The organism is Mycobacterium sp. GA-1285 (genome assembly GCF_001499905.1).
Classification (GTDB): domain Bacteria; phylum Actinomycetota; class Actinomycetes; order Mycobacteriales; family Mycobacteriaceae; genus Mycobacterium.
Window position 1 is genome coordinate 57,027 of sequence record NZ_LQIS01000003.1, and the last position, 14,294, is coordinate 71,320.

General features: G+C 63.6%; 11 protein-coding genes and 1 riboswitch. Of the genes, 6 read left to right on the forward strand and 5 right to left on the reverse strand.

What is annotated here, in order from left to right; all coding sequences use genetic code 11:
• Positions 1–236: 236 nt before the first annotated feature.
• Positions 237–3,338, forward strand: coding sequence for a DUF3427 domain-containing protein (locus AU193_RS03045; protein ID WP_064420878.1), 3,102 nt, complete (start codon positions 237–239; stop codon positions 3,336–3,338).
• On the forward strand, positions 3,335–4,333 hold the full coding sequence (locus tag AU193_RS03050) for a DUF6884 domain-containing protein (protein WP_064420879.1): 999 nt from the start codon (positions 3,335–3,337) through the stop codon (positions 4,331–4,333). Before AU193_RS03045 ends, AU193_RS03050 begins: the two co-directional genes overlap by 4 nt.
• Here the strand turns inward: AU193_RS03050 and AU193_RS22660 are convergent.
• Positions 4,323–5,399, reverse strand: coding sequence for an HNH endonuclease (locus AU193_RS22660; protein WP_082682806.1), 1,077 nt, complete (start codon positions 5,397–5,399; stop codon positions 4,323–4,325). The two genes, AU193_RS03050 and AU193_RS22660, sit on opposite strands and share 11 nt — an antisense overlap.
• A 307-nt stretch (positions 5,400–5,706) precedes the next feature.
• Between AU193_RS22660 and AU193_RS03060 the strand changes: the two genes are divergently transcribed.
• A complete protein-coding gene (locus tag AU193_RS03060) occupies positions 5,707–6,858 on the forward strand; it encodes a serine hydrolase (protein WP_064420881.1) in 1,152 nt (383 codons plus the stop codon).
• Between the two features lie 17 nt (positions 6,859–6,875).
• Here AU193_RS03060 and AU193_RS03065 read toward each other — a convergent pair whose 3' ends face one another.
• On the reverse strand, positions 6,876–8,192 hold the full coding sequence (locus AU193_RS03065) for a plasmid pRiA4b ORF-3 family protein (RefSeq protein WP_253867585.1): 1,317 nt from the start codon (positions 8,190–8,192) through the stop codon (positions 6,876–6,878).
• A 90-nt stretch (positions 8,193–8,282) separates the two neighbouring features.
• Positions 8,283–8,396, forward strand: a riboswitch (SAM riboswitch).
• A gap of 113 nt (positions 8,397–8,509) precedes the next feature.
• Here AU193_RS03065 and AU193_RS03070 point away from each other — a divergent pair.
• On the forward strand, positions 8,510–9,160 hold the full coding sequence (locus tag AU193_RS03070) for a hypothetical protein (RefSeq protein ID WP_064420883.1): 651 nt from the start codon (positions 8,510–8,512) through the stop codon (positions 9,158–9,160).
• Between the two features lie 72 nt (positions 9,161–9,232).
• On the opposite strand, the gene AU193_RS03075 is transcribed toward AU193_RS03070, so the two are convergent.
• On the reverse strand, positions 9,233–9,613 hold the full coding sequence (locus AU193_RS03075; RefSeq protein WP_064420884.1) for a hypothetical protein: 381 nt from the start codon (positions 9,611–9,613) through the stop codon (positions 9,233–9,235).
• Between the two features lie 105 nt (positions 9,614–9,718).
• Here AU193_RS03075 and AU193_RS03080 point away from each other — a divergent pair, with 105 nt between their 5' ends.
• Both AU193_RS03080 and AU193_RS03085 read left to right on the forward strand, forming a co-directional pair.
• Entirely contained in the window at positions 9,719–10,264 is a 546-nt protein-coding gene (locus AU193_RS03080; RefSeq protein ID WP_064420885.1) for a TetR/AcrR family transcriptional regulator, read from the forward strand.
• Positions 10,265–10,396: 132 nt separating this feature from the next.
• Entirely contained in the window at positions 10,397–11,095 is a 699-nt protein-coding gene (locus AU193_RS03085) for a DsbA family protein (RefSeq protein WP_064420959.1), read from the forward strand.
• 23 nt (positions 11,096–11,118) lie between these two features.
• On the opposite strand, the gene AU193_RS03090 is transcribed toward AU193_RS03085, so the two are convergent.
• Both AU193_RS03090 and AU193_RS03095 read right to left on the reverse strand, forming a co-directional pair.
• Entirely contained in the window at positions 11,119–12,738 is a 1,620-nt protein-coding gene (locus AU193_RS03090) for a peptide chain release factor 3 (RefSeq protein ID WP_064420886.1), read from the reverse strand.
• A 66-nt stretch (positions 12,739–12,804) separates the two neighbouring features.
• Entirely contained in the window at positions 12,805–14,100 is a 1,296-nt protein-coding gene (locus AU193_RS03095) for an alpha/beta hydrolase (protein ID WP_064420887.1), read from the reverse strand.
• Positions 14,101–14,294: the final 194 nt, after the last annotated feature.

Consider the following 14,294-nt stretch of genomic DNA (forward strand, 5'->3'; position numbering starts at 1 on the left):
AATCCTGTCACGTATTCACGCAGCGCGACGTCATCAAAAAGCTTCCGCTCCTCGGCGGCTTCGCCATGCGGACCCAGCCAGACTTCGAGCGCTCGGAGAAGGCGGTGTGCACAATTCGCGCAGAAAACGGCTGTCCATTTGACCGTTATCCGTGAAGCGAAGTTCTGATGCATTCGCGGTTCCTGTGTGGAGAGTTCTGACGCGATTTGCCGTAAGAGTCGGCTACCCTCCGCCCCGTGGACTTGGGGGTTTATGAATCGCTGCTGACAGAGCGCCTTGTTCGGCAGCTGGCGCTGGAGGATGCCACCCGCGCTGAGTACAGCAACGTGGACGACGCGGAACAGAGCATGGCGATCGCACGCCATCTCTTCCCGATTATTGAACGTTCCCTGCGCGTGGCCCGTTCGGCAGAGGATCGCTCAGATATCGCTCGTCGAGTCCTCGATGTGCTTTCAGAAACCTTCGCGGAAGGTGAGGCGCTCCAGAACGTTGAGCCTGGAATAATCACTCGGCTCGATGAAGTGGCCGCCGCAACGGCACTGGGCACTCTTCGCTTACCCCGTCCCGCGACGCCCTTCTCTGACACCGCCCTCATGACAAATGCGCGCGACGAGCCCACCTTGGCGGCCGAACTGCGTGCCGAGATGGGCAGCGCCGATGAAGTGGACCTCCTTTGCGCTTTCGTGAAATGGCAGGGGCTCCGACTACTGGAGGATCAGCTCCTAGAACTAAAGCGACGTGGTGTAGCGCTACGGGTAATCACGACTACCTACCTCGGCGCGACCGACGCACGCGCGCTAGACGCGCTAGTGAACGAATTCGGCGCCGAAGTCCGGGTCAACTACGAGACCGACCGCACTCGCCTGCACGCGAAAGCATGGTTGCTTCGACGTAAGACCGGATTCCACACTGCTTACGTCGGCTCGAGCAACTTGTCTCATGCCGCGCTCGTCGACGGCCTCGAGTGGAATGTGCGGTTGTCTGCGATCTCAACACCACACCTCCTCGACAAGTTCCGCGCTACATTCGCTTCCTACTGGGAAAACCGGGAATTCGAGCCTTACTCGCCGAGCAACGACGGCGACCGCCTCCGCGTGGCACTTGAGACAGCATCCGGTAGCCGCAGTAGCGATCGTGTGACCGTCACGCTCTCGGGGCTGGAGGTGCACCCGAAGGCTTATCAAGCCGAGATGCTAGAGCAGCTCGACGCCGAACGGACCATCCACGATCGGCATCGCAATCTCATCGTTGCCGCGACGGGTACTGGCAAGACCGTCATAGCTGCCCTCGACTACCGACGTCTGGTTCGTGACGTTCACAACCGCGACTTGAAGCTGCTTTTCGTCGCACACCGTAAGGAGATCCTCCAACAAGCACGGCGGATGTATCAGGAGGTACTTACCGACGCGACGTTTGGTGAAATGTTAGTCGATGGACAGGAGCCAGCACGCTGGCGTCACGTGTTCGCGAGCATCCAATCGCTTTCTGCACGTCGGCTTTCGGAGATTGATCCCGAGCACTTCGATGTGGTCGTAGTCGACGAGTTTCATCACGCCGAGGCGGCGTCTTATCGGCGCCTGCTAGACCATGTCGCTCCCTTGGAGCTCGTCGGTCTCACTGCAACACCGGAGCGAGCTGACGGCGTCGACGTTCGGGAGTTCTTCGGCGGGCGTGTCGCCGCAGAGCTGCGGCTGTGGGAGGCCCTCGAACAGAACCTCCTCTGTCCGTTTCACTACTTCGGCATTCACGACGGAACGGACCTCGAAAGCATCCAATGGAGGCGCGGCAGATACGACCTCTCAGAGCTAAACAGCCTGTACACCGGCAATGATGCGCGCACGCGGACCGTCATCAAAGAGCTTCGCGGCAAGGTGTCCGACATCGGAGAAATTCGTGCTTTGGGTTTTTGTGTCAGCGTCGACCATGCCCGATATATGGCGCAACGCTTCGTGGAAGCCGGTATATCTGCGCGGGCGATTTCGGCCGAGACATCAGCGACTGATCGCAGAGAAGCGCTGCAAGCGTTGAGAAATCGCGAGATCAATATCGTTTTCGCGGTTGATCTCTTTAATGAAGGCCTCGATATCCCAGAGGTCGACACCGTCCTCTTCCTCCGCCCGACCGAAAGCGCGACCGTCTTTCTACAGCAGTTGGGGCGTGGTCTTAGATTGACCCGAGGCAAGACAGTGCTGACAGCATTGGATTTCGTTGGTCATCAGCGCCGTGAATTCCGATTCGACCAGCGGTTTCGGGCCATGAGCGGCGTGGGCGGAAAGGCACTGCAGCGTCAAGTCGAGGACGGCTTTCCATTTCTGCCGTCAGGCAGCCAAATCGTCTTGGATCGCGTCGCACAAACGCTGGTGATCGAGAACATTCGCCAGCAGGTGGCGCCAAGATGGGCTGCGTTGATTTCGGAGGTGCGTGCTCATCCAGACGATCAGTTGGCGTCATACCTTGATGTATCTGGACGATCCCTAGAAGACATACTGCGCAACAACCGCTCCTGGACCACTCTCTGCAGAGAAGCGGGCAAAATCAATCGGTCAGCCGGCGCACGCGAACCTGATCTGGTCAGGCGGGTGCGTGCCCTTGCTCACGTGGACGACCGACGAAGATGGGCGACCTATAAGTCGATGCTCTACGGACGCATCGACACGTCAAGTCCCGCTGAAAAGCGGCTAGCCGAGATGTTGTTTTTCTCGCTGTTCCCGAACGGCGGAGGATTCGACAGTATTTCAACGGGTCTCGACGTCCTTCGGACTGAGCCGGTAGCCGATGAGATGCGACAGGTCGTCGATATCGCTTTCGACGCTGCGCGGCGAACTACGTACGACCTAGGAAGCTTGGCGCCCGAGCTCGGAGATGTGCCGCTAGAAGTGCACGCGACGTACTCTCGTGAGGAACTTCTCGCCGCTCTCGGGTTCGCTTCTCTACAGCGGACACCGAATACGATGCGTGAGGGTGTGGCTTGGTGTCAGTCCGTTAATGCCGACGCCTTCCTCATTACTTTGAAGAAATCGGATCGTGATTACTCTCCGACAACGATGTACCGCGACTTCGCGTTGAGCCCAGAGCTGTTTCATTGGGAGTCACAATCCACGACCTCGTCCAAATCGCCGACCGGACAGCGTTATATCCACCACCGAGCGCGAGGATCCTACGTCCTTCTATTCGTCCGTGAAGCCAAGACGAATGCCCTAGGCGCATCGCCCTACACTTTTCTCGGGCCCGCAGATTACGTATCTCACGAAGGCGACCGACCGATGGCCATTACCTGGCGGTTGCATCGGTCGATGCCAACAGAGGTCTTTCAAGCGTCGACGGTTGCGGTCGCATGATCGACAACTCGGCCGCGGACATCATCCTTGTCACTTGCGTAAAGTCCAAGACGGCTCGACCTTCCGCTGCAAAGGATCTCTACATCTCGCCATTATTCAAGAAGCAGCGGGCATACGCCGAGAAGGCACGCGTTCCGTGGTTCATACTTTCCGCTGAACACGGGCTCGTCGCGCCCGACGAATGGTTGGCGCCATATGAGCGGTACCTACCCGAGACTCCAGCGTCCTACCGCAGGGCGTGGGGTGTATGGGTAGCAGCCAGACTGGAGCTGCTCGCTGGGCCGCTGCAGGACAAGATCATCGAGATTCATGCCGCGTCAGCGTATCTCGAAGTGGTTCGCCCAGAGCTGGAGAAGCGCGACGCGCGTATCGTTGACCCGCTCGAGGGTCTGCAGATGGGATCGCGCCTTGCTTGGTACGGCAATACTGCCACCGAGGTCGCCACAGCCGCCGACGATGTCGAGCGTTGCGTGAAGGGGCTGAGCGATATGACCGCAGCACTATCGCCGCAACAGTTCATCGATCGAGGCCGAACATCAAGCGACTCGCCCGGCCTATACAGCTGGTGGGTCGACGAGGAGGGCGCCGACGATCTAAGCCGTGGCCTGGGACAAGAGGTCACGCCGGGGCTCATCTATGCCGGCCTTGCCGGCGCGACTCGCTGGCCAAGCGGTATGCGTTCCAACAACACACTGTGGTTGCGTGTCATGACGATGCACCTCGGAGGAAACCACGAATTCTCCACATTCCGGCGCACACTTGGCGCGATCGTCGCGCACTCCGACGGCGTCACGCAGATCGACGAAGAAGGTCTCACTCGGTGGATGCACAGCCATCTACGGCTCGTCGCCTTCCCCTATCAAGACAGGGACTCGCTGGGGCGGATCGAACGAGAAGTGCTTGCTCAGCTTGATCCACCGCTCAATCTGCAGCACATGACTCTGACACCAATCCGCCGCCGGGTCAAACACTTGCGGCGGGCGATCATGAATTAATCCACGACCGTGGGAAGCTGATATCCAGCCGCTCAACAGCTTTGAACCCCGACCACGTCGGTACTCCTGTAGGTTGACCGCGATAGATTCCGCGCGCCGCGGCGACGACACGCTCATGCTGTGTCGGCCACTGAAGCTGGGTGGCTATCTGCTCGAGAACCTGCCGATCCCGTTGCAGCACTTGGTCGACGAGGTGCACCGCGGGTAACGCCCCGCTTTTGTCGCCGTTGCACCGCGTGCATGCGAGGACGAGATTCGATAAACCGTCGATCCCTACGAGCGACCAGGGGAGAACGTGGTCAATCGGATTGTTCGCCGGCAGATGGACGCCGCAATAGAAGCAATGCGGTCCGAACGCCTCTTTGAATGGTTCTCGGACCGCAGCAAGAGCTGTGCGCTCCCGCCCGAACAGATGACCAGCGACATCCGGGACCTCAGCGTCGAGAAATTTGTTCATCCGGCGCACGTCTTCGACCCACATAATTTCCAGTGCCGGCTTGAGCAGCCCCGCAAGACGAGCCAAGGAGTGCGCCACTCCGGGCTTCAGCTCGATCGCATCCTCGTGCTTGCACAGCGTCGACCGCGATACGTGGTCATGAAGGAACGAGTCGTCATACAAGAAGGGGTCGCTGGTCGATGAGCCGGGGAGTCTCTGAAGCCGATGCAACGGCTGTTGCGCGAGGCACATGACGACCTCGTCGATCGCGGCCTCGTATGCGGTCGGCACACGCAGTCGCGCTACATCTACCGATCTTGTCAAACGGCCCGAAGCAGCACGCAACGTAGTTACGGCGATCAAGATCCGCGCGCGTGGCTGCGTCGATTGGCGTAGTTCGTGTCCATCAAAGGGCTGCACCTGCGGCCAATAAATGTCAAGTATTCGGTGAGCGAGTTCTACCAGCGGTACTTTCAGCGTCGCAGCGGGCGAATCAGGAAGGTTCTCGATGCAGTGTTCGAGGAGCGCCATCAACGTCGCCAACTTGTAGGTCGCGGTACGTAGCCCGGTTTCCAGTATGGCTATGACGCGCTGTCCAAGCAGTAGCGGGTCCACGCTGTCATCTGACATGGCGAATCTGCCGAGTCAGCTGATCACAGAACAAGTGCACTACGCCATTATTGCGAGGATTGGGGCAACGGGTGGGCAAACGCCTTCGAGACAAAGTCCTACTTGATCTACGCTTCCGACCGGATCGCGCACATGAAGACGTTGAGCGCGGGAGCTTATCGCGAGACTTTCATCGCGCTGTCCGCGAAACATCTATGCACAGCGGCGGGTCGTCGCGGCTGTGACTGCGGTGGGTTGCGTACCTCCGGCGGCACGCCTTATATAGCGTGCGATGATGACTCTGCATCCCCAAGCAAAGGAGCTTGAGATGGGGTTCGAGCGTATTGACGACCTACTGAACAGCGTGACCGCCGACGGGTCGCTACACGGAGTTGCTGCCACAATCGTTGGCCGCGACGGCGTCCTCTACCAGAGTGCTGCAGGAGATGCGAAGCCCGACAGCATGTTCCGCAACGCATCCATGACCAAGGCCGTCGCCACCACCGCCGCGCTGCAGCTCGTCGAACAGGGACGCATCGAGCTCGACACGCCCGTCGCTTCGATCGTGCCCGAATTCGGCGAGCTCAAAGTGCTCGACGGCTACGAGGGCCGTGAACCCGTCCTCCGCGCGCCCAAGACACAGGCGACCGTCCGGCAGCTGATGAACCATACCGCCGGCTGCGGCTACCACTTCATGAACCAGAAGCTCTTCACCTTCTGCACCGAGCAAGGCTTTCCCACCCCGCTCGACGGACTCAAGCAGGGCATCCACGCGCCGCTAGTCAATGATCCCGGCACGGTCTGGGAGTACGGCGTCAGCACTGACTGGCTGGGCATGGTCGTCGAGGCCGTGAGCGGCCAGACGCTCGCCGACTACCTCGCCGAGCACGTCTACGAACCACTCGGGATGACCGACTCGACATTCGCCCCTAGCGACGAGCAGCGTTCTCGCTTGCTGCCCATCCGCTTTCGGGCACCGGACGGCAGCCTCGTACCGACCGACCTCGACCTGCCAGCCAACCCCGAGTGGAACGCCGCCGGCCACGGGTCCTACGGCACGATCGCCGACTACGGACGATTCGTACGCGCCTGGCTCAACGGCGGCGAACTCTACGGCACGCGCATCCTCAAACAGGAGACTGTGGAACTTGCCCTGCGCGACCATCTCGACGGCGCGCCGCTACCGAAGAAGATGGAACCGACGGTCCCCGAGCTGGCCAACCCGGTCGAGCTCCTGGACGTGCCGCAGGGGTGGGGCCTCGGGTTCCACCTGTACCTGGTCGACCTGCCCGGTATGCGCAGCGCCGGCTCGGCCGACTGGTCGGGACTGTTCAACAGCTTCTTCTGGATCGACCGCAAGGCGGGGATCGGCGCCGTCATCGCCACGCAGCTGCTGCCGTTCTTCGACGCCAAGATGGTCGAGACAATCCTCAAATTCGAAGCCGCGGTCTACGCCTCGCTCGGCGCTGGAGTCACTTGAGCGGCGTCCACGATTGATCAGGCGCGGCGTCGCAACGCGGCCCGCGCCAGCGCGGATGCCGCCGGGCTGATCCGGGCGCGGTCCGCCCAAACCCTAGGCTTGTCCGAGACATTGACGAGCACAGTATGTGCCGGCAGTCGGTAGAGATCGTAGCCTCTTACGACCTCACCGTCACCGTGGCGCCAGTCGAGTTCGGTTAGTGCAGCGGCGATTTTGTCAGTCAGCAGGCGGCCATCCTCACTGCCGCCCGCATAAGCGAGCAACAACAGGCTCGCCTGGCCTTCGAAGGTGCGTTCATCGGCGGGCACCAACCGCCGAGCCAAGTGGTCCCACAGCGCCGCCGGATCACGCTGCGCGGCGGAACCGGCCTTTGTCAACAGCAGCGCGTTCTTGTGCTTGCGCAGCAGTCTCAGCGACTGTAGCGACTGCCTGAACTCCAGCAGGGGAGGACAATGCACCTCTCGATCACTATCGTCCGGCCAATCACCCATCGCTGGAACGACTTTCGTCGATACAGCGACGTCAGCCGGCTTAAGGTAACCAGCCGACGTCAACGGGATACCGTCGTCGCTCGCTCTATCGAGGAACCACTGATACGCCCGCAGCGACGCCCTCAGCTCAGCATCGTCGACCGTCGTCGGCTCCGAAGCCAGTCGCGCCACCCGGTCGACCAGCCCCGCGCCGAGCGGCGTCGGTTCCAGCCGGTGCACGAGATCGGCCAGGCGGGGATCGACGCCGGCCTCGCGCATGACGAAGTAGGTGCCGCGAAGCGCCCTGTTGATCTCGTCGGGTTCGAACCGGGCCGGATCATCGAGCACCTGGGCGAGATGCTCGGCGTCGGTCAAGCCGCCACAGTCCTCCGGCGGCGCCGCACGGCCGCCATCGACCAGGACCGCGGTGGGGAAGTCGTCGAGGGCCGACGTCACCTGCTCGAGCTGTAGTGTCAGCTCCCAGTTGTCGCCGTAGTCATAGAGGTAGTGCAGCTCGTCCCCTGGGTCCTGCAAAGTCTCGTCCAGGCGCACCTGCGCGGCCTCCGGACCGTCGTCGTCTCCGAATTCGGGGTTATCGGCGTCGTACGCACACAGGAACACCTGGCTACCACGATCGAAAGGCCTGCCGCCCAACGAGAATCGATGGAGGTGGTAATCATCCCAGCTGAAGGCCGCCTGGAGAACCTGATGCACGACGTCCAGCGTCAAATCTGACCGTAGATCGAGTCGACGCCAGATCGGCGGCCGGGCATCGTCGAGGTCGACGCGGATGCGATAGATCGCCACCTCGTCCCGCCGGGGCCGACGCAATTCGGGTCGCGGGGTCGAGCCTTGACCGAACACGTGGCCACGGTAACTCACACGCCGCCGGGGGCGTACGCCGTCACCGCGATCGCCGCCGATTGTCGGCGGCGCATGCTACCTTGACGGCAGCGTCATGAGTTGCCGTCGCCAAGCTCCGACTTGACGGCACGCCAACCCCACGCTCGTGGGTGGCTCGGATGACGACGCGGTCGAGCACCGACCGGTGCCCGGCAAGAGCGCCTCTGCAAGCAGGGGCCCGACTTCTTCGGAGTGTCGTATGGCTAGCCGGCTGGATAACTTGCGCGTGACGTCAAGAGCGAAACGCGTTGCTGTGCAGACGAATCGCGGACGGGGGCGTGATGAGTGAGTTCACTTCGGACGCCCAGTGGCGGTCTTTCAAGACCTTCGTCGCCGCGTATATCGCGGGAATGCTGCATCCCCGCGACGTCTTCACCATATCGCGGGAGTCCGCTGTGGCCCCTCCGCTCGTCGAGTTCCGGTGCGACGCGGCAGGCCGCCTTTGGTTCAGTCTGGGTGCGCATTCGTGGAGTGACGAGGAAGGCGCCGCCGTCGAAGTCCCGCGGACGGAACCGAATGAGGTTGCTGCGTATACGGTGCAGGCGCTCCGTGAACACGCGAAACTCGACGACCCAAGCGAACTGCGCCTCAGTGGCACGAGCCCCGCCAGTGCGGTGGCAGCCATGGCTAAAGGCGGGTTCATGAGCGGTGATGGCGGGGATCCCCTCAGGGAGGCGGTCCTACACGCGAGGATGTCGGCCGACATCGATGTCGACGGCGACGCCATCGATGCGGCAGCGCGAGAGGCCGGTAACCGTGCCTTCGCCGCGACGAAAAGCGGCTCGATCGCGTCGATCGCCGCTGCTCGCGAATTGGCGCGTTTACGAAGTTGGGTCGACCCATTCAGCCCGACGCCGACGACGGGATACCTGGTCGGCGGCGGTTCGCCGAAGCGGAGATCTACACCGCCACCAACGAGCAGAGCTTAGTATCCGGGTTTTGTCGCGCCGGGGGACCTCCGGGCGCCACGGCACGTCAGTACCGGCGCAGCGTGCCAAGCGTCAGGCGGCTTGCCGTTCCATTTCCCTCGTCGGCTCGGCGGGCACGGATGTGGCCGTTTTCAACAACTGCTCGTGGTTGTCGCGCACACCTCGGTACGTCGACAGATAGTGGTCGATCTGCTCGCGGCGCAGCGGTCGCGCCCAGATGTTCTCGCTGGGAATCTCGATACCGCTGTCGTTGGACTCGGAGCGCTTGCGCGCACCAGCGCGGAATCCCGCCACTGCCGCCACCATCAACGCGACCATGCCGGCCCCGATGATCCCGGCCACCGCACTCTGAGCGGCCAGCGCGTACACGAATGTCCCGAGCGCCGCGAAGCTCAGCAGCAGGCACACATACGCAACTGCGGTGGGCGGAATACGACCTATCGCCTTCAACATCAATATCACCTCTCGAAAGCTTCACCGAAACGCTACGCACAGCGTAGCGCTACGTATAGCGTAGCGTTTTTGCAGTCGGCGATATTCCCGGTCATAGGAGGTGCGATGGCACAGCGACGCGACGTCGACGACAGCATCACCGATGCCGCCCTGGCGCTCCTGCGCAACAGAGGGCCCAAGTCCGTGACGGTCGAGGCGGTGGCGGCGCGCTCCGGCATCGCCAAGACCACCATCTACCGGCGACATCGCGACCGCCGCGACATGCTTTCCGCCGCGTTGTCGCAGGTGACCTCTCCTGAACCGCTCGGTGCATCAACCGCGGCACCGGATCGGTTCCGCTGGCTCATCGCAGAGGCGGTCAAGGCCATCGAGGTCGGGATCGGCTTCGGCGGCCTCGCCGCCATGCTCACCGACGACGACCCGGACTTCACCAAGCTCTTCCGGCGCATCCTCGTCAAGCAGCGAGCCGAACTGACGGCGGTGATCGATGCGGCCGAGGCCGACGGATCGTTTCGCGCCGACCTTGACGGCGCCACCCTCATCGACGCGGTGGTCGGCGCAGTCATCGCCGAGCGCGCACGCGCCGGGCGCGTCGCCAGAGACTGGGAAGCGCGACTCTTCGACCTCTTATGGCCGACCGTGCGGGCCTGAAATTTACCGCCACCTCATGGCGCAGCTGCCCCGGCCTCCTTCGCCGCTGGACGGGTCGACGCCGGCTGTCGACTCCGGCATGTCCAGCTGGCAGGATGGCGACCAGTGGCCGCGCCGATCCGAGGTTCCGCTGTGACTAATCGTCCTGTCGCCGTTGATTTTCACTTCGATGTCATGTGCCCGTTCGCGTATCAGACATCACGGTGGATCCGCGAGGTGCGCGAGCTGAGCGGGCTCGAGGTGAACTGGCGCTTCTTCAGCCTCGAGGAGATCAACCGCCAGGACGGCAAGAAGCACCCGTGGGAGCGGGAGTGGTCTTACGGTTGGTCGATGATGCGCATCGGTGCGCTGTTGCGCCGGCAGTCGATGGCCGACGTCGACGCATGGTACGAACGCGCGGCACGGGCTCTGCATGTCGACGGGCACAAGCCACACGAAAAGGCCGTCGCCCGAGCCCTTTTGGAGGAACTCGGCTTCGATCCCGGGCTCGTCGACCAGGCCATCGGCGACCCGACCACCAGCGACGAGGTGATGGCCGACCACCAGCGCGTCGTCGACGCCGGCGGATACGGAGTGCCGACCCTGTTCTTTCCCGACGGGCAGTGCCTGTTCGGGCCGGTGCTCATCGACCCGCCGGCGGGGGAGGCGGCGCTGCGGCTGTGGGACTCTGTCGTCGCCTGGACCGAGTTCCCGCACCTCTACGAGCTGCAGCGGCCCAAGACGCCCGCCGACCAGCAGGCGATCACCGACACCTTCCGCCCCTACCTGGAGGCCAGGGACTGGGTGTCGATCAACCGCGGCAAGGTCGTGACCTTCGACCCGCCGGGTTGATACGGCGCCCGAGGAGCGTCGACCTACGCCGCCACCAGGGAGCCGAGCTTGATGTCGGGGTTGTCGCGCTGGAAGCCTTCCAGTCGCCACGGGGTGGAGAACAGCACGAGCATGACGCCGTCGCTGCGGGTCAGCACCTCGGCCGACACCTGCTTGTCCATGAACTCGGCGTCGGCGGGTTCGACGACCCGCGCCACCTGGTAGGGCAACGACTCCAACGCAATCGGGGTGCTGAACTCTGCGGCCATCCGGTGCACGGCCACCTCGAACTGCATCGGCCCGACCGCGGCCAGCACCGGCGCTTGATCGCCGCGCCGGTCTGAGCGCAGCACCTGGACGACGCCTTCCTGCTCGAGCTGCTCGATCCCGCGCCGAAACTGTTTGTGCTTGCTGGGATCGGTTCCCCGCGCAACCGCGAAATGCTCGGGGGAGAAGCTCGGGATCGGCGGATACCGCACGGGCACATCGCGATACAGCGTGTCACCCGGGCGCAGCGCGGCCGCATTGGCCAACCCGATCACGTCGCCCGGCCACGCGGTCTCCAGCGTGGCGCGCTGCTGGCCGAACACCGACTGCGCGTACTTGGTGACGAACGGCTTACCTGTTGCGGCATGCGTGAGGACATCGCCGCGCTCGAAGGTGCCCGAAACCACCCGCGCGTAGGCGATGCGATCGCGGTGCGCGGAGTCCATCCCTGCCTGCACCTTGAACACGAAAGCGCTGAAGGGTGATTCGACCGCGCGCCGCGTGACGTCGACGTCGAGCGCCCCGCTCGGCGACGGCGCCAGTTCGACCAGCACATCGAGGAGCTGATTGACGCCGAAGTTCAACGCCGCCGAGGTGAACAGCACCGGTGAAGCCTGCCCGCTGAGGAATTCCTCGCGGTCGTAGTCGGAGCCGTCCGCAGACAGCAGCTCGGACTCCTCGACGGCGGTATCCCAGTCGTCACCGGCAGCGCTGTGCGCGTCGGCCGCTGCGATGTGCTCCTCGGGGGCCGCGGTGGCACCGCCGGCGGTGCGCGTGAACCGGATGAAGTTTCCGCTTCGGCGGTCGAGCACACCCTTGAAGTCGCCTGCGATGCCCACCGGCCACGTCAAAGGCGTGGGGCGCAACCCGATTCGTTCCTGGATCTCGTCCATCAGCTCCAACGCGTGCCGGCCCGGGCGGTCCCATTTGTTGATCACCGTGATGATCGGAATTTGACGGTGCTTGCAGACCTGGAACAGCTTCAAGGTTTGCGGCTCAAGGCCTTTCGCGGCGTCGATGAGCATCACCGCGGAATCGACGGCCGTCAGCACCCGGTAGGTGTCTTCGGAGAAGTCGGCGTGACCGGGGGTGTCGAGCAGGTTGACGACGCTCGACCGGTACGGGAATTGCAGCACCGTCGACGTGATCGAGATGCCCCTGGCCTTCTCCATCTCCATCCAGTCCGACACCGTCGCGCGCCGGCCTGCCTTGCCGTGCACCGCGCCGGCCTCGGTGATGACCCGGGCGTGCAACGCCAGCGCCTCGGTCAACGTCGACTTGCCGGCGTCGGGGTGGCTGATGACGGCGAAGGTCCTGCGGCGGTCCGCCTCGGCGGAGATCCGGCCAGGTGGCGAGGCGTCGGCGCTCGGCGCAGCCGTCAGTGCAGTCTCGGTCATAGCGTCAGCGATGGTATTGGCTCGGCGGGGCAAACCAGTAATCGCGCAGTCCGCTGATCTCCGGTCTTATGAGGTCGCGCTGATTCCCTCTGACTGCGTCGCCAGCTGCCACGTCGCGTAGACCTCGGCGAGGAACTGCTCGACAGCGACCGCCGCGTGGGCGGCCCGCGCCGAGCCCAGCATGTCGAAAGCGTGCTGGGCGAACGGTAATTCGGCGTACACGACTGTCTGGGTGCTGACGTCACGCAGCTTCGCGACGAACGCCCGCGCGTGCTCGACGGGCACCAGCGAGTCGTTGGTTCCATGCAGGACAAAGAACGGCGGAGCGTCGGGGGTGACGTGATTCACCGGCGACGCCTCGAAGTAGGTCTCGAAGGCCGACTTCTGCGGCTGCTTGATGACCATCTGCTCGAGCAGCTCGGGCATCGACGGATGCATCGCGTCCTCGAAGCGGGTGAAGTCGTAGACGCCGTAGAACGGCACCGCGGCCTGCACCCGCGTGTCGACGTCCTCGAAGCCCGGCTGGTACCGCGGGTCGTTGGGCGTCAGCGCCGCCAGCGACGACAGATGCCCGCCGGCCGAGCCGCCGGTGATCGCGATGAAGTCGGGGTCGCCGCCGTACTCGGCGATGTGCGTCTTGACCCACGCCAGCGCGCGTTTGACGTCGACGATGTGGTCGGGCCACGTGTTGCGTGGGCTGTGCCGGTAGTTGATCGCCACGCAGATCCAGCCGAGCTCGGCGAGATGGCTCATCAGCGGATGGGCTTGTCCGCGTTTGTTTCCCGTCACCCAGGCGCCACCGGGGATCTGGAACAGCACCGGCGCCTTGCCGTTCCGGTCGAGGTCGGGTCGCCGCCAGATGTCGAGCTGGTTGGCGCTGCTGAAATCGCCGTAGCTGATGTTGCCGTCATGGGCATAGTCGCGGTAGATCCGCATCATCCGCAGAGCGCCCGGGCTCTTGGCCGTGCCGGCGCCAGCGGGTCGGCGCCACAGGCCCGTTGAGTCGGTGCGGCGGTCGGGGCCCAGGCCGGCATCCAACGCCTCGGTCAGCGACACACCGGCCTTGTGGCCGGCGCGGTTGAAGTTCAGCAGACCGGCCGCCGAGATGGCGGCGACCACCCACGAGAGCACGCGCACGGGTCGGCTCAGCCGGCGAGCCGTCAACGCCAGCCCGCCGAGCTGGCTCGCCAGCGTCTGCAGCGGGAACTCGCTGACCACCAGGCCGAAACCGAACGAGAAAATCGACGGGTAACCCTTACGCGCCAGCGGTCGGTACCCGTTGAGTGTGGACGCCGCGGTCACCGCCGTGACGATCAACGCCCCGACCTGCCGGGCGATGTGGACGATCCGAGCCTTCTGCATGCGGCCACCATACGAGGCGAGGCCGTGCCGTCATGGCACGTCAGCCCTGATCGGCGATGGGCCTTCCCAAGAGATCGACGATCTGCTGTTGGCCTGCGGCGACGCACCGCTCCAGGCCTGTGAGAGAATCTCGACATTCGCATCGGCGTGATCATGCGACTAACGGGGGGTTTCACCTGGTCACTCCACCGACA